Raw genomic sequence first — 14,248 nt, forward strand, 5'->3', positions numbered from 1 at the left:
CGCGCAGGACTGTGCCGACTCGTGAGCCGCAGCGCTAGGCTCGAAGAGGGGTGACCGAGCGGTGGCCGGCCTCACACCGTCGCGCGCCCAGGAGTGCGGGAATACGTGGGGGACCGGCGGGGTTTAACAGGCCGACGGTGTTCGACCCAATGCCCCGGGTACCACATCAATATTGTCGCTGTGAGCGACCACTTGCCGAGAGGCGCACTGGCGGGCACCGTCACCCCTACTTGGAAGAAACCCAGATGCAGACGCCATCCGGGAAGCACACCCACTGGCCGGGAATCTCGACGTTATGGCTGGGGGAGACGGTGCTGGGCCCGGATCCGGGCGACGCAGGCTTGGCGGAGGCGAATCCGGCGGCGCCGGTCAGTGAGATCGCGAGCGCGGCGAGGGCGGCAACGGTGGCGCGGGCTGTGGGGGTTCGGATCATGCTGCTCCTTGATTGTCGGCGACCTGTGTGCCGCTACTAGAAGCTTGCGCCATCCCCGACACAGGAAATAGGCACCGCAGGGTGCTGGTCGGCCACCCTCCGGTATCGCATGCGCCGTCTCCCGCCACGAGCCGCCTGACCTGAGTCGATCGCACCGCCGACGACGCCGTCAGCTTAAGCTGACGGCGTGGAAAGCGGCGATCAGCAGGGCGTCAGGGGAGTCGAGGGGCTCTCTGCGCTGTGGGTTCATTACGACAGTGTGCAGAACATGAGCGAAGCAGCCGTGGCGGCGGCCGAACGGGGCGACGAGGAAACTGCTGCCCGGCGGAGGGAACTCGCAGAACGGGCTCAGCTGCGATCGCCGGCGCCCAGTCATCTCGACGCCCTGGCGATCAGCATCCACCTCGAAAATGAACTGCACAACGCGCGATTCGACGTCGTCAGGCGCGCATTGGCTGAGGGAGCCAGTTGGTCCGAAATCGGACGTGTTCTCGGGATGAGCAAACAATCCGCCCACGCCTGGTACCGGAGACGTCATCGGAAACCGGCTGTTCCGAACCCCACTGCGACACCGCGATAGAACGAGATCGACCAGTTCAGAACGAAGGCATTGCGCCACCGTCAGCATGTGTTGACGGCAGTCGGTCGCAGCGAACTCAGGCTTGCGATATTCCATTGTGGGAATTCTGCATCTGCAGGCAGTGCCCCCGGAGTTAGGCTCTATCGGTTGGTGATGAGTTCCTACGCATTTCTTCGCGGAGGCTGGTATGACGACCGCAGCGTTCGGCTCAGGCTTCGCAGTTCTCGCGTTGGCAATGTCGATCGGGGCGTGCTCGGCGGACAATCCCGCTGGCGGCGAAGGAAATTGCGTCCGCGCGACCGACAGCGAGCTGGATGCGCTCTTCGAAAGTTGGAATGACGCGCTGAGCACCGGCGACGCAAGCAAGGTGGCCGAGTTGTACCGGTCGGACGCGGTGCTGCTACCTACGCTGTCGGTGGCTATCGCAGACACTCCGGGGGAGATAACGCAATATTTCGCCAACCTGATCAAAGCCGATCCCAAGATCCGCATGGAGGAAAGCGTCAAGTTCTCGGACTGCAACCTCGCGTACAACGTTGGTCGCTGGGTCATCAATGCCAATGGCCAAGATGTGGCAGCCAGGGTGACGTGGGTGTACCGGCACGAAGACGGAAAGTGGCTGATCGCCAACCACCATTCGTCGGTGAACCCGCAGTGAGCCGGAAGGGGTCGACGGGGAGCGCGACAAACGGACCGGGGTGCCTCGTCCGCACGCTAGTTGACATAATGTTGATTATCGGCAAATTATCCACCTGGCGGTTTACCACTCACATCGCCCGAAATGGTCTGCAGGTATAACCCGTGGGCGCTTTTTCTCCCGGCCGTGTGTCGGTCGGCCTTCTGTGTTCGTCTGGCCGGACTTGCAAACCTGCGCTGGAGCGCACGCGAGACATCCGAACCGGCGCTCGTCGGAACGTCCGGATGATTCATACCGTTGGATAATATGCAGCCCCAGCGAGCGTCCCGAAATGTGGACGGCTTGCGACGAGTCGGCGCATACGTGCCCGTGCGAGCCTGAGGCCCCGCTGCCCCGGGTGCGGGAACTTCCAGCCATCAGACCGCATTTCGTCACCGTGACGTAATGACGGCCGCTGGAAGGGCGTCCGCTGTGGGCAACGATCCGCTCTCGCCCGCGCGTCGTCGCGTTGTGCCGCTGCCGGGATGGTTCAGGTGTGAGAATGACGGCATGGCTGAACGGATGTCGGACGAGGAATGGCGCACATTCGTCTCGGCGGGAACACGCACGGGCAAATTGTCGACCGTCCGCGCCGACGGCAGCCCCCACGTGGCCCCCGTCTGGTTCGTCCTGAACGGTGACGACCTCGTGTTCACGACCGGCAAGAGCACCGTCAAAGGACGCAACCTCCTCCGAGACGGGCGTGCCGCGCTGTGTGTCGACGACGACCGGCCACCGTTCGCGTACGTTGTGATTACCGGCACAGCCGAGGTGTCCGAGGATCCTGCCGAGCTGCGCCGATGGGCGGCGCGGCTCGGTGGCCGGTACATGGGAGTCGACCGAGCCGAGGAGTTCGGCGAACGCAACGGCGTCGCAGGCGAGCTGCTGGTACGCCTGCGGATCGCGAAGGTCCTGGCACACCGCGACGTCGCCGACTGAGCGGTGCTCTTCGGGCGAACGTGGCCACAGGACAGCGAGAATCGACATAGATTTTGCGCATGCTGATATTTGGGACCACTGTCATCGGGGCACGCGACATCCGGCGGGCAACCGCGTTCTGGGCCGGGGCACTCGGGCTGACCGCCGGCGATCCGTTCGGCGGCAACGGCTTCACCAACCTGTATCTGCCCGACGGGCGGCCACTGCTGTCGATCCAGCAGAGCGACCACGACGCCGAGCCCGAACCGCGAATGCACCTCGACCTCTATGCCAGGGACAGCGACGACCAGGCGGCCGAGATCGAACGACTCGTCGGGCTCGGCGCACGACGGGTGCCCTGGGACCGCTACCCCGACGACTCCGATTTCGTGGTCCTTGCCGACACCGAGGGCAACCTCTTCTGCGTCGTCGACAACGCCGCTGCGCCTGAGCAGGCACGCCTCGACCTGCCCTGACCTGCATTCCATGACGCGGATACGCCAACGCGGAGGCCTTGCGGGTTCGGCGAGGATGGGTACCATTCGACGTTCGGCGCCATTCGAAGGGAAGGTTGCGTTGATGTCTCGCCTCCAACGCACTGAACTGCACGGGGACGAAGCTGCTTATCACCTCTCCGGTGAGGGTGAGACGCTCCTGCTGATACACGGTATGGCCGGCAGCTCCGACACCTGGCGTGCGGTTATCCCCCAGCTCTCGCGCCGGTATCAGGTTCTGGCGCCGGACCTGCCGGGCCACGGCAGGTCCGCCAAACCGCGCGGTGATTACTCCCTCGGAGCATTCGCCGCGTGGTTGCGCGATCTCCTCGACGAACTCGGCATCCCACGGGTGACGGTCGTCGGGCAGTCGTTGGGCGGCGGAGTGGCGATGCAATTTTCCTACCAACATCCGGAACTGTGTAATCGGTTGGTGCTCATCGGTAGCGGTGGGCTGGGACGCGATGTCAATTGGACGCTCCGGTTGCTGGCTGCGCCGGGAGCCGAGTTTCTCCTGCCTCTGATCGCGCCGGGGGTCGTGCGCGAGGCGGGAAACAAAGTGCGCTCGTGGCTGGGGGCGGCGGGTCTGCGGTCGGTGCGGGGTGACGAGATGTGGCAGTCCTACGCATCGCTCTCCGATCCGGACACGCGGCAGGCATTTCTGCGTACTCTGCGCGCCGTCGTCGACTACCGGGGTCAGGCCGTCAGCGCGCTGAGCCGCCTCTATCTGAACGCCGACCGGCCCACCCAGTTGATCTGGGGGGACTCGGACCGAATCATTCCCGTCGCCCATGCCTATGCGGCGCACGAGGCAATGCCGGGCAGTCGACTCGCCGTCCTCGATGGTGTCGGCCACTATCCGCATCTGGAGGCGCCTGGTGAGGTTGTCAACATTATCGACGACTTCGTCTCCGCACACCCGGCACCCGCTCGAGAGTTCGGCCGAGGCTTCCCCGGCCGGGCGGCCGGATGGGAGGCTGAAGGGAGCCATTTCGGCGTTTCCTCGTACTCGGCAGGAGATAACCAATGCGACTTCCCACACTCGGACAGCTGCCCGGACGGATAGCGACCGGAGGTTTCATCCTGCATTCGGGACTTCAGAAGTGGCCCGGCGACGAGCAGACGGCCGCGGGTATCCACGGCATGGCCGCGGGCGCCTTTCCCTTTCTGAACGGAGTGCCGCCGGCACGATTTCTGAAGATGCTGTCGGTGGCGGAGATCGGCACCGGCACCGCACTGTTGGTGCCGCTCGTGCCGACCGCGCTGGCCGGCGCGGCACTCACCGCCTTTTCCGGTGGTCTGGTCGCGATGTATGCGCGGACACCTGGACTGCGTAACCCGGGAAGTATCTGGCCGAGCGAGAACGGGTTAGCGGTCAGCAAGGACGTATGGATGCTCGGGATGGGCCTCGGGTTCCTCCTCGACGAGTGGACGCGCACGCGCCGATCCGGCACATCCACCGGTGTCAGTCTGCGCTGAGCGCCTCCTGAGCCTGGAGATTCTGCACAGGGGTGCGCAGGGATGCCACGACGTCGGCGTAGAGGGTGGTTTTGATCTCGCGCAGGGTGCGGCCGCGGGTGGCGGCCAGCCCGCGGGCATGTTCGATCGCTCTGGAGAGGACGACGTCCTCGGCAGCGACGTCGTCGACGAGGCCCGCGGCGTGCGCTTCGGCACCGCCGTAGCGGTGACCGGTGACGAGGGCGGTGTGCGCCGCGGGCGCAGGCAGTCGCGCCGCGAGGAGGGCAATGCTGCCGGGCGCGTAGCTGGCGCCGATGCTGATCCCGGGCAGGCAGAAGTAGCCGCGGTCTTCGCGCATGATCCGGTGATCGTGGGCCGTGGCCAGGATGGCGCCGCCACCGAAAGTGTGTCCGGGTAGGGCTGCGACGGTGGGCAACGGGAACGTCAGGATCCGGGCGAACAGTTCCTGCACGCGGTCGATGTAGGAGTTCAGCTTGTCCGTGTTCTGCACGACCCACGTGGTGTCGAGGCCGGTGGAGTAGAACTTGCCGACTGCGGTGGTGACGAGCGCGCCGGGACCGTCCGTGCTTTCGATCTCGTCCAGCAGATCCCCGACCTGCTCGAGCCAGTCCGGGTGGAAGGCATTTTCGCTGTCACGGCTTCCCCGCTCACCCAGGTAGAGAACGAACACGTTTTCGGACCGCTCCAAGTAAGGCATGCCGCGAGGCTACCCAACCGCGGCGGCGAGCACCCGCCGAATACACCGGCTGTGCGTGAAGTTTCAACCGCAACCGGCCAGGGTATGTCGTGTCTACAGCTGAGGCGGTGAACGATGAAAACTGGAACAGGTGTTGCCGACGGGCGGACTGTTCGGGATTACATCCACACGGTCGCCCGGTGCGTTCATGCCGATTCGATCGATTGGTGGGACTCCGAGGGCGTCGATGTCGTTCTGGTCCTGCCGTTGCGGTTGCGCTACCTGCCGGGGCGCAATGCGGTTCTGGTGTGGAACCGGCACTTCGGGTGGTCGCTCGGTGCGGAGGGGGTCGGGCGCGGCAGCATCGTCGTCATCGAGGGACTCGGGATCGGACGGACCCCACCGCCCGCGCTGTGTTCGGACCGCGCACTCGAGTTGATCGACGGATACTTCCGGTCGCCGCCGACGCAGACGGACGGCCCCGATCCGAATAGTGTTGCTGCAGAGAGCTTTTCGTCGATAGAACACGATCGGTGTTCGCGAATCGGTACGGAGACTGCCGGGCGCGGGCGCCGCGACCGGGTGGTGAAGCGTCCCTGATCGCCGCGTCCGCCGACACGGAAGACCGGTGTCGTGCCGAAGCGCGGCCTCGTCGGCTGTAGGGCTCAACCGACAAGACCTGGCCGAAGTCGTACCCGGGTATGACTGCGGCGTGCTGACCGCATACCCGAGGCGGTAGCAGTCCAATCATCGCCACATTCGTGGCTGTTGCCCGGCATGTTGCGGGCCGCATGCAGTGTGCGGTGGTGACGGAATTTCGAATCGGCGGCACCGAAATGGGTATGGCGACAGTCTTTTCGTGATCTGCTTACTGCCGTGGTGTGGGGCTCTGCCGTCCGGCCCGGACAAGCAGAATCCCATCGATGGACACGTCGACGTGCCAGCGCGGCTCGTGGTCGCCCGAACGGGGGTGCGGATGTTGGTGATGAGCCCCATGGAGGCACTGTTCGTGCTGTTCGAGACACCGTCCCATCCGCTGCACGTGGGGGCGCTCGAACTGTTCGATCCGCCGGCCGAGGCCGGCGCAGACCACGCCCGGACGATGTTCGAGGCGTTGACTTCCCAGGAGGAGTCGTCCCCGCTGTTCCGTAAGCGGGCGGTTCGCCCGCTTCGAGGAGTCGGTTATCCGTGGTGGTCGGTCGATGATCGGTTGGATCTGGGGTATCACGTGCGGCACAGCGCGGTGCCGGGCGCCGGACGGATGGACGATTTGCTGTCTCTGGTGTCCCAAATGCACGGAATACCGCTCGATCCACAGCATCCGATGTGGGAGATGCATGTCATCGAAGGACTTGCCGACGGGCGGACCGCCGTGTACTCGAAGATTCACCTGTCGCTGATGGACGGTCCGGCGGGTTTGCGGTTGCTCCATCATGCCTTGTCGAGTGAGCCCGACGACACGAACTGCCCGGCGCCGTGGACACCCGGTGTCGCGGCGATGTCGCAGCGCACCTCGCCCTTCCCGGTGGCGGCCGTCCGTGCCGGCTGGCGGGCGGCGACGAGCCTGGTGGGTGTGGTCCCGGCGGCCGCGAAGGCCACCATGGACGGCCTCCGTGAGCAGCATCTGACCCTCCCCCTGCAGTCGCCCCCCACCATGCTCAATGTGCCAGTGGGCCGGGCCCGGAAGGTGGCGGCGCGTTCGTGGCCGATTCGTCGACTGCTGGCCGTCGCATCGGCCGCCCGCACCACCATCGACACGGTCGTTCTCGCTATGTGTTCGGGCGCGCTCCGTAGCTATCTGCTCGAGAATTACGCGCTACCGGATGCGCCGTTGACGGCGATGCTGCCGGTGCCACTCGACCTCGGCGGTCCTGCGATCGGACCGCGCGGGCGGGATCACGGTGTGGGTGCGATGGTCGTGGGCTTGGCCACCGATGAACGCAATCCGGCAGCGCGTCTGGCGCGCATCACGGACGCGATGGAACACACGCACAGGGTATTCGGTGCGCTCAGCCACAACCAGTTCCAGCTGATGAGCGCGCTCGCGATCAGTCCGATACTGCTCGAACCGGTGCGGAGGTTCGTCGACGACACTCCCCCGCCGTTCAACGTCATGATCTCGTACATGCCGGGCCCGTCGAGGCCGCGGTACTGGAACGGCGCCCGCCTGGACGCCGTGTATCCGGTGCCGACGATCCTCGGCGGTCAGGCGCTGAGCATCACGGTCACCAGCCGGGCGGGGCAACTCGATGTCGGCGTGGTCGGCGACCGTCACGCGGTCCCCCACCTGCAGCGCATCATCACGCATCTCGAGACGTCGCTCAGTGACCTCGAGAGCGCGGTCGCGGCATCGGGAACCTGAGGCGTGGTTCGGCGTCTACTCGATCGCCTGCCGCAGTGAGCTGATGCCCGCTTCCCAGCATCGGGTGACGTGGTCACCGACGAGGTCGTCGAATGCGAGGCACGCCGCGGCGCCGAGCAGGATGTCGTCACCGGTCGACGGGCGCGCGGACACCAGACCGCCCGCGAGGTCGCGGCAGACTATCTGCTCGTGCACGGAGTCGGCTTCGACGTGCTCGTCGAAGAACAGCGTGGCGGCCTTGCCGAAGCCGAGCCGGGTCAGTCCGGCGCTGTATTTCTTACTCGGCAACGCCGAGGTGGTTTCGACCGCGCAGAGGTGCCCGACCAGTGCACCCAGACGGCGGCGGTGAAGGCCGAAGAGTGAGAGCGCATTCAGGGACGCCAGGGTGATCGCGGGAACGGCGTCGATGTAGTGGGCGTAGCGGTCGGAAAGCCCGAGTTCCCGCATGGTGGTGGCGAACAGCGCGGAGTGCATGCGTTCGGGACGGCCACCGCCGTATTCGTCCAATTGCACTTCGACCAACGCCGCCTTCGGTGCGCCGGCGAGTCGCGGGATGCCGAGCGTGTGCACGTCCGCTTCGCGGAGCTGATTCAGTGAGCGGTGGACGAGCAGTTCGCGGAAGTGCTGGAGGTCGGCGTCGCGTGCCATGAAGGTGGACAGGCCGGGTCCGGCGGTGGGTGCGGTCATTTTCCACAGTTCCGCCACCACATCTGTCGAATCGGTCGGCGGGTTCGCGACGATCCGGATGGCCGCCTCGAACGGAAGCTCCAGGGCTTCCCGCGCCGCGAGCAGATCGGTGTTCCACTCCCAGTCGTCTCCGACGCCCGCAATGCCCTGCAGATGCAGTTCGTAGAGGGCGGTGAGACAGATCTGGGCGTCCTCGTCGTAGAGGATGGCGGGACGCCCGTCGACCGTCGTGTCCGCGGAAGTCTCTGCGAGGGAACGCGCCGCCGTCACCAACGATTCGCTGTCCTCGACGTCTCCGCGCAGAATGGAGAACAAGAGCTCGCTCACGGGGCCGCGTGATGCAGGAAACGGCATCGCGGATCCGGAAGGGGCCACTGTCTCCGACAACGACCGAGAGTGCAAGGTGGTCATATGGACTCCAATTTCACAACGGGAACCGACGGATCCGACGTGACCATCACGGTGTGCCCGGATGGGCCACTTCTCGTCCGCGGTTCGGCGCAATTGTTCGATACCGACGGTAACCCGTTACCGTCGAACCGGGCCACGGTGGCGCTGTGCCGGTGTGGAAGAACCGGCATTGCGCCCTTTTGTGACAGCTCCCACAAGAAGAAGCTCCGCCGTCCGTAGATGCGGCGGCCCGGTCTACTTCTTGTCTTCGCCCTTACCGACACCAGTTTCGTGTGCAGGTCCGACGCCCTCGTCGCTCGACTCCGCCTGCTCGGTGTCGGCCGCCGGCTTCTCCTCCGACGGCGACGCTACCGCTCCGCGGGCGGTGTCGTCGGGATCCTTGTCCTGGAGCCGGTTCGCGTCGACGTGCTCGTCGTGCTCCGGCCGGCCCTCGGCCGTGCTGGTGGTGCGGCCGTCGTAGGGCGGTGTTGCGGGCTGGGCGTCTCCCGGTGGCGTGGAGCCGCCTGCGGGCCCGGCGACGTGTTCCCGACCGGGATCGGGGCCTTCACCCGTCGTGGCCACTTCCTCCTGATCCAAAGTTCCCGGCTCCCGGTCCGACGGACCGGCCCCGGCTTCGTCCGGACCCGAGTCGCGTGAGCCGACGGGACCCCGTTCGGCTTGCGGCTCCTCTTGGAGCTGCTCACCTGGTTCGGTACCCATGATTCCTCCTCGACAGCGCTACGAAGCGTGTGTCCTCGACGGACCCACTGTTGTAGCTATGCCCCGGACTGCGCGGGCCAAACCCGTTCGCGCGACGTGTCATGCTGCTGGGGTGACACCCGTACCACGGTGGAACTCGTAGGCTGGACACCACAGACAATCGACGGCGGTGAGGGGTAGGTCGTGGACGAGCAGCGACGGTGGTCGTTGTGGCGTGCGGTCGCCGCAGCCTCCGACGTGCGCGGGCAAGGCGCTTGGGCCGAGATAGTCTGCAGCGCCGCGGTCGAACTGCTCAGTGGAATCGACTCGGCGGCGTTGACCATCCGCGCCACCGCCTCGGCTCAGGACATGCTCGGGGCGAGCGACGAATGGGCGGGGATCCTCGACGATCAGCAGTACACCCTGGGTGAGGGTCCGGGCGTGCTCGCCTTCGCCTCGGGTTCCCCCGTACTCGTCAGCGACCTCAGTGTCGACGAAGATCGTTGGCCGGGCTTCTCGGAGGCTGCGCGGGCGATCGGGGCGGCCGCAGTGTTCGCGTTTCCCTTACAAATCGGCGGCATCCTGCTCGGCACCCTCGACCTCTACCGCCGCCGGGTGGGCGGGCTTACGCCGCGCACCCTCGGTGATGCGGCCGTGGTGGCCGACTTGATCACCGTGGCGCTGCTCGAACACACCGAACGGGATGCTGCGGCCGGTGACCTCTGGAGCCGGGAGGGCTCGTATCAGGATGTCAACGTGGCCACAGGGATCCTCGCGGCCCGGTTGCACATCAGCCTGGCCGATGCGTTCGTGCGATTGCGGGGGCACGCGTTCATGATGAACCGGTCCGCCCTGGAGGTCGCCCGCGACGTGCTGGAGCAACGCATCGGTGTCGATGACCTCAACGATTGAGGCGTGTCGACGACCTCAACGATTGAGGCGTGTCGACGACCTCAACGATTGACGAATCCGCACCATAAGGAGGTGACACCGTATGCTCGAAGATGTGCCGGACGCGACTTCTCATCTGGTCGACGCGCTTTCCGCGATCACAGCGCAACTCGTCGACGATTCCTCTGACAGCGGTTCAACGTTGTATCAGATCGCCGGCACGTGCGTGAACGTGCTCGAGGCCGATGCAGCCGGAATCATGGTCGTCGATCCGCGGGGCGGCGTCGCCGTGGTCGCCGCGTCCGACGAGCGCGCCAGGCTGGTCGAGTTGCTGCAGACTCAGATCGACCAGGGCCCGTGCATCGACTGTATGCGCACCTCCGAGATCGTGGAGGCGAGCGATCTGCATGAGATCACCGGTCGGTGGCCGGACTTCACTTCGGCCGTACTCGAGGCGGGGTACCGGTCCGTGCTCGCCGTACCGATGCGCCTCGACGGGCGCACCGTCGGCGGACTGAATTTGCTGTACACGCGGACGGAGGGCATTTCCGCCCACGACCGCGGGTGGTCCGTGATCTTGGCCCGGCTGGCGGTTCTCGGGCTCACCCAGGAGGTTGGTGAACCGCGTACGGGGCGCCTGGCGGAGCGGACGATGTCGTTGCTCAACGATCGGGTGCATGTCGGTCATGCCACCGGGTTGGTCGCGGGCACGCTGGGCATTGCCCCGGCGGCGGCATGCGCCGCGCTCGAGGACTACGCGCAGGGAAACGGCGTTGCGTTGCGAGATGTTGCCCACCGGATCACCGAGGGCACGGTCCGGCCGGCAGAACTACTCGTCCGACAAAGCTGACGGCGGCAGTCAATCCCAGTCGGGATCGTTTCGGCCGTTGGCCGCCGCATTCACCAGCTCCCGCAGCCGCGCTGCCTCCACCGAACATCCGTCTGCGCTCGAATTCTGATCGAAGGCGTGGCCGGCCTGTGCCGTCGTGCATCCGCCCCACGCCTGCAGGATGCCGACGCTCTCCCCCCGGACGGCGCGCAATCGCACTCCCTCGCGGATGCGACGCGCTGCGGTGAGCACACGCGTCAGGTCGGATTCCTTGCTCATGACTCCACGGTCCTCTCTGTTACGGCGCTACGCCAGCCCAGCGGGGATGCCGGTCGATGACCGTCCGTGGTGCGCGCGAACCGCGGTGTCAGAGGTTGCCCGTGCAGGACCGCAGGAGGTCGCGGGCCACGTCGTGCAGCTTCGTGTTGGTGTGTTGCGAGATGTGCGCCAGGCGGCGGAATGCTTGTTCGCCATCTATTCCGTGCAGGGCCATGAGCACGCCTTTGGCTTGATCGATCTCGGCGCGGGAGGTCAGGGCGAGTTTCATCTGTTCGATGTGGTCCCGGGCATTCTGCCAGCGCCACCCGTTGCTGATCGCGGTGGCCGCGGCCGCCGTCAGTAGCGTCATCAGCCGTTGGTCGAGCGGGTCGAACGCCTCGGCCCGGAAACTGTAGGCGTTGAATGACCCTATCAGCCTTCGCTTTTGGTCGACGTCGACGAGAAGCGGAACCGAGAGGTAGGCGCGGACCCCCATGGTGTGGGCGGTTACCGTGAATTCGGGCCATGCTTCGGCGTGCTCTCCGACGACCGCGCGGACCGGCAACTGGGATCGTGCTGCCCGGAGGCAGGGTCCTCTCCCGGCGGCATATTGTCGCGCGTCGAGGGCGGCGAGTGTCTTGTCGGTGCTGGCGACCGTGCAGGGGGCGGTGGTGTCGAAGCGGGTGACGCTGACTGCATCGGCGTCGACCAGGGCCGCGAGGGCGGTCTCCGCCACCCGGAGTAGCACGGTGTCGACGGCTTCTTCGGCGATCGCGGCCTTGTGGAGCTGCTCGAGGGCTTCGGTGACGGTGTCCAACGCGGCGTTGGTCTTCGCCATCAACGAGCGCTCGTCGCCCCCGTCCGGCGTCTCACTCATGACTTCAGCTTTTCACCTTCACCGTCCGGCCGCCATGGACTTCGCCGACGGGTACGGATTCGGTCTCGCAGTGCTGGGTATTTCGACGAGTGCCCGCCACGAAGGAGAACGGTATGTCTCACACGGTTGCCGACGAGGTGTTGTCCCGCTTACGGGAATGGGGCGTCGAGTACGTCTTCGGTTATCCCGGGGACGGCATCAACGGGTTGGTCGCGGCGTTCGGTCGCTCCGGCAATGACCCTCGTTTCGTACAGGCGCGGCACGAAGAGATGTCTGCGTTCGAGGCGACGGGTTACGCCAAGTTCAGCGACCGGGTCGGTGTGTGCACGGCGACGTCCGGGCCGGATGCGGTCCATCTGCTCAATGGCTTGTACGACGCCAAGTTGGATCATGTTCCGGTCGTGGCCATCGTCGGCCAGACATCGCGCAGCGCGATGGGCGGCAGCTATCAGCAGGAGGTCGACCTGCAGTCGCTGTACAAGGATGTGGCCGCCGACTACCTTGTCGAGGTCAATGTGGCCGCTCAGATTCCCAACGCTCTCGACCGGGCGTTCCGCATCGCTCTGGCACGGCGGGCGCCGACGGCGGTCATCATCCCCGCTGATGTGCAGGAGGAGGAATACACTCCCCCGGCGCACGAGTTCAAGCAGGTGCCGTCCAGTCCGCCTGGCGTGAGCGGATCCTGGGTGCAGCCTGCGGTCGAAGAGATCGACAGGGCCGCCCGCATTCTCAATGCGGGGACGAAGGTGGCGATTCTCCTCGGGCAGGGCGCACGCGGCGCCGCCGCCGAAGTGTGTGAGGTGGCCGACCGGACCGGACCGGTGCGGGCGTGGCGAAGGCGCTGCTCGGGAAAGATGTGCTTCCTGATGATCTGCCGTTCGTCACCGGCGCGATCGGCTTGCTCGGCACCCGGCCCAGCTACGAGCTGATGCGGGACTGCGACACGCTGCTGATCGTCGGGTCGAATTTTCCCTACTCACAGTTCCTGCCCGCATTCGACCGGGCGCGGGCCGTGCAGATCGACATCGACGGCACCCGGATAGGGATGCGGTACCCCACGGAGGTCAACATCGTTGCCGACGCGAAAGCTGCTTTGGCGGCGCTGATCCCGTTGCTCGAACACAAGGACGACCGGTCGTGGCGGGAGGAGATCGAACGGGGTGTTCGGCGGTGGTGGGACACCGTCGAGCGCCAGTGCATGGTGTCGGCGCAGCCGGTCAATCCGATGCGGGTGGCGTGGGAGTTGTCGGAGCGCCTGCCGGAAGGTGCCATTCTCACCGCCGATTCGGGATCGTCGACCAACTGGTATGCGCGGTGCGTGCGGTTGCGGGAAGGCATGCGCGGATCGTTGTCCGGAACCCTGGCCACCATGGGTGCGGGTGTCCCCTACGCTATCGGCGCCAAATTCGCGCATCCCGGCCGTCCGGTTGTCGCGCTCGTCGGCGACGGGGCGATGCAGATGAACGGGCTCGCCGAACTCCTGACCATTGCCCGCTACCACCGGGAGTGGACCGACCCCCGCCTGATCGTGTGCATCTTCCACAACAACGACCTCAATCAGGTCACCTGGGAGTTACGCGCGATGGGCGGCGCACCGAAGTTCGAGGAATCGCAGACTCTCCCTGACGTGTCGTACGCCGACCTGGCACGGACCATCGGACTCGAGGCCGTCGCCGTCGACTCGCCCGACGAGCTCGGCGCCGCCTGGGATCGCGCTCTGTCCGCCTCCGTGCCGGTGGTCCTCGATGTTCGCTGTGACCCCGAGGTTCCACCGATTCCCCCGCACGCCACCTATGAGCAGATGAAGTCGACGGCGGAGGCGGTACTCGCGGGTGACGCGAACGCATGGCACCTCGTCGTACAGGGGGCGAAGATGAAGGCCCAGGAGGTCCTCCCACCCCGTCACCAGCGGTGACGACATTCCGGCTGCTGCGACTGCGGTCTCGAATCGGAGGAGGCGCGGCGAGGCGGTAGTATTCGGATGTTTGTTCGGTAGAGA

Annotated in this window: 17 protein-coding genes and 1 pseudogene; 11 read left to right on the plus strand and 7 right to left on the minus strand. The window is 66.0% G+C overall.

Going from position 1 to position 14,248, the window contains the following annotated elements; translation table 11 throughout:
- Positions 1–226 precede the first annotated feature (226 nt).
- The gene (locus R4P95_RS10380; RefSeq protein ID WP_317744924.1) at positions 227–433 is read right to left on the minus strand and encodes a hypothetical protein; all 207 of its coding nucleotides are present in this window, start codon (positions 431–433) and stop codon (positions 227–229) included.
- 169 nt (positions 434–602) lie between these two features.
- Complete coding sequence (locus tag R4P95_RS10385; RefSeq protein ID WP_213572063.1) at positions 603–1,109, minus strand: hypothetical protein; 507 nt, start codon at positions 1,107–1,109, stop codon at positions 603–605.
- A gap of 91 nt (positions 1,110–1,200) precedes the next feature.
- Here R4P95_RS10385 and R4P95_RS10390 point away from each other — a divergent pair, with 91 nt between their 5' ends.
- From R4P95_RS10390 to R4P95_RS10410, 5 genes are all read left to right on the plus strand, one after another.
- On the plus strand, positions 1,201–1,671 hold the full coding sequence (locus R4P95_RS10390; protein ID WP_213572064.1) for an SgcJ/EcaC family oxidoreductase: 471 nt from the start codon (positions 1,201–1,203) through the stop codon (positions 1,669–1,671).
- 528 nt (positions 1,672–2,199) lie between these two features.
- Positions 2,200–2,628, plus strand: coding sequence for a PPOX class F420-dependent oxidoreductase (locus tag R4P95_RS10395; RefSeq protein WP_317744923.1), 429 nt, complete (start codon positions 2,200–2,202; stop codon positions 2,626–2,628).
- A 59-nt stretch (positions 2,629–2,687) separates the two neighbouring features.
- A complete protein-coding gene (locus tag R4P95_RS10400; protein WP_159922456.1) occupies positions 2,688–3,083 on the plus strand; it encodes a VOC family protein in 396 nt (131 codons plus the stop codon).
- A gap of 103 nt (positions 3,084–3,186) precedes the next feature.
- Positions 3,187–4,167: an alpha/beta fold hydrolase gene (locus R4P95_RS10405; protein WP_213572066.1), complete on the plus strand. Its 981-nt coding sequence runs from the start codon at positions 3,187–3,189 to the stop codon at positions 4,165–4,167.
- The gene (locus R4P95_RS10410) at positions 4,128–4,580 is read left to right on the plus strand and encodes a hypothetical protein (RefSeq protein ID WP_213572067.1); all 453 of its coding nucleotides are present in this window, start codon (positions 4,128–4,130) and stop codon (positions 4,578–4,580) included. Before R4P95_RS10405 ends, R4P95_RS10410 begins: the two co-directional genes overlap by 40 nt.
- On the opposite strand, the gene R4P95_RS10415 is transcribed toward R4P95_RS10410, so the two are convergent.
- Positions 4,567–5,277 carry an enoyl-CoA hydratase/isomerase family protein gene (locus R4P95_RS10415; protein ID WP_213572068.1) on the minus strand — a complete coding sequence of 237 codons (711 nt, stop codon included), beginning with the start codon at positions 5,275–5,277 and terminating at the stop codon, positions 4,567–4,569. The two genes, R4P95_RS10410 and R4P95_RS10415, sit on opposite strands and share 14 nt — an antisense overlap.
- Before the next feature lie 114 nt (positions 5,278–5,391).
- On the opposite strand from R4P95_RS10415, the gene R4P95_RS10420 reads away from it, so the two are divergent.
- Both R4P95_RS10420 and R4P95_RS10425 read left to right on the plus strand, forming a co-directional pair.
- A complete protein-coding gene (locus R4P95_RS10420) occupies positions 5,392–5,856 on the plus strand; it encodes a DUF6292 family protein (RefSeq protein ID WP_213572069.1) in 465 nt (154 codons plus the stop codon).
- A gap of 376 nt (positions 5,857–6,232) precedes the next feature.
- Positions 6,233–7,618 (plus strand): WS/DGAT/MGAT family O-acyltransferase, encoded by a 1,386-nt coding sequence (locus R4P95_RS10425; protein WP_213577987.1) that lies wholly within the window; start codon positions 6,233–6,235, stop codon positions 7,616–7,618.
- A 15-nt stretch (positions 7,619–7,633) separates the two neighbouring features.
- On the opposite strand, the gene R4P95_RS10430 is transcribed toward R4P95_RS10425, so the two are convergent.
- Positions 7,634–8,716: an iron-containing redox enzyme family protein gene (locus tag R4P95_RS10430; RefSeq protein ID WP_213572070.1), complete on the minus strand. Its 1,083-nt coding sequence runs from the start codon at positions 8,714–8,716 to the stop codon at positions 7,634–7,636.
- Between R4P95_RS10430 and R4P95_RS10435 the strand changes: the two genes are divergently transcribed.
- On the plus strand, positions 8,717–8,935 hold the full coding sequence (locus R4P95_RS10435; RefSeq protein ID WP_109330043.1) for a CDGSH iron-sulfur domain-containing protein: 219 nt from the start codon (positions 8,717–8,719) through the stop codon (positions 8,933–8,935).
- A gap of 15 nt (positions 8,936–8,950) precedes the next feature.
- Here R4P95_RS10435 and R4P95_RS10440 read toward each other — a convergent pair whose 3' ends face one another.
- Entirely contained in the window at positions 8,951–9,415 is a 465-nt protein-coding gene (locus tag R4P95_RS10440) for a hypothetical protein (protein ID WP_159922444.1), read from the minus strand.
- A gap of 183 nt (positions 9,416–9,598) precedes the next feature.
- Here R4P95_RS10440 and R4P95_RS10445 point away from each other — a divergent pair, with 183 nt between their 5' ends.
- Positions 9,599–10,306, plus strand: coding sequence for a GAF and ANTAR domain-containing protein (locus R4P95_RS10445; RefSeq protein ID WP_213572071.1), 708 nt, complete (start codon positions 9,599–9,601; stop codon positions 10,304–10,306).
- A gap of 82 nt (positions 10,307–10,388) precedes the next feature.
- Entirely contained in the window at positions 10,389–11,135 is a 747-nt protein-coding gene (locus R4P95_RS10450) for a GAF domain-containing protein (protein ID WP_317744921.1), read from the plus strand.
- Between the two features lie 9 nt (positions 11,136–11,144).
- Here R4P95_RS10450 and R4P95_RS10455 read toward each other — a convergent pair whose 3' ends face one another.
- Positions 11,145–11,393: a hypothetical protein gene (locus R4P95_RS10455; protein ID WP_213572073.1), complete on the minus strand. Its 249-nt coding sequence runs from the start codon at positions 11,391–11,393 to the stop codon at positions 11,145–11,147.
- An 88-nt stretch (positions 11,394–11,481) separates the two neighbouring features.
- Complete coding sequence (locus R4P95_RS10460) at positions 11,482–12,249, minus strand: GAF and ANTAR domain-containing protein (protein ID WP_213572074.1); 768 nt, start codon at positions 12,247–12,249, stop codon at positions 11,482–11,484.
- A 113-nt stretch (positions 12,250–12,362) separates the two neighbouring features.
- Here R4P95_RS10460 and R4P95_RS10465 point away from each other — a divergent pair.
- Positions 12,363–14,164, plus strand: a pseudogene (locus R4P95_RS10465) (thiamine pyrophosphate-requiring protein).
- Positions 14,165–14,248: the final 84 nt, after the last annotated feature.

The organism is Rhodococcus sp. IEGM 27 (genome assembly GCF_033142305.1).
GTDB lineage: Bacteria > Actinomycetota > Actinomycetes > Mycobacteriales > Mycobacteriaceae > Rhodococcus_F > Rhodococcus_F oxybenzonivorans.

Coding starts and splice junctions, on each gene's coding strand:
- R4P95_RS10400 (WP_159922456.1), top strand. CDS start 2,688: ATGCTGATATTTGGGACCACTGTCATCGGGGCACGCGACATCCGGCGG.
- R4P95_RS10425 (WP_213577987.1), top strand. CDS start 6,233: ATGTTGGTGATGAGCCCCATGGAGGCACTGTTCGTGCTGTTCGAGACA.
- R4P95_RS10450 (WP_317744921.1), top strand. CDS start 10,389: ATGCTCGAAGATGTGCCGGACGCGACTTCTCATCTGGTCGACGCGCTT.
- R4P95_RS10405 (WP_213572066.1), top strand. CDS start 3,187: ATGTCTCGCCTCCAACGCACTGAACTGCACGGGGACGAAGCTGCTTAT.
- R4P95_RS10435 (WP_109330043.1), top strand. CDS start 8,717: ATGGACTCCAATTTCACAACGGGAACCGACGGATCCGACGTGACCATC.
- R4P95_RS10460 (WP_213572074.1), bottom strand. CDS start 12,249: ATGAGTGAGACGCCGGACGGGGGCGACGAGCGCTCGTTGATGGCGAAG.
- R4P95_RS10395 (WP_317744923.1), top strand. CDS start 2,200: ATGGCTGAACGGATGTCGGACGAGGAATGGCGCACATTCGTCTCGGCG.
- R4P95_RS10380 (WP_317744924.1), bottom strand. CDS start 433: ATGATCCGAACCCCCACAGCCCGCGCCACCGTTGCCGCCCTCGCCGCG.
- R4P95_RS10390 (WP_213572064.1), top strand. CDS start 1,201: ATGACGACCGCAGCGTTCGGCTCAGGCTTCGCAGTTCTCGCGTTGGCA.
- R4P95_RS10410 (WP_213572067.1), top strand. CDS start 4,128: ATGCGACTTCCCACACTCGGACAGCTGCCCGGACGGATAGCGACCGGA.
- R4P95_RS10440 (WP_159922444.1), bottom strand. CDS start 9,415: ATGGGTACCGAACCAGGTGAGCAGCTCCAAGAGGAGCCGCAAGCCGAA.
- R4P95_RS10385 (WP_213572063.1), bottom strand. CDS start 1,109: ATGGAATATCGCAAGCCTGAGTTCGCTGCGACCGACTGCCGTCAACAC.
- R4P95_RS10420 (WP_213572069.1), top strand. CDS start 5,392: ATGAAAACTGGAACAGGTGTTGCCGACGGGCGGACTGTTCGGGATTAC.
- R4P95_RS10455 (WP_213572073.1), bottom strand. CDS start 11,393: ATGAGCAAGGAATCCGACCTGACGCGTGTGCTCACCGCAGCGCGTCGC.
- R4P95_RS10430 (WP_213572070.1), bottom strand. CDS start 8,716: ATGACCACCTTGCACTCTCGGTCGTTGTCGGAGACAGTGGCCCCTTCC.
- R4P95_RS10415 (WP_213572068.1), bottom strand. CDS start 5,277: ATGCCTTACTTGGAGCGGTCCGAAAACGTGTTCGTTCTCTACCTGGGT.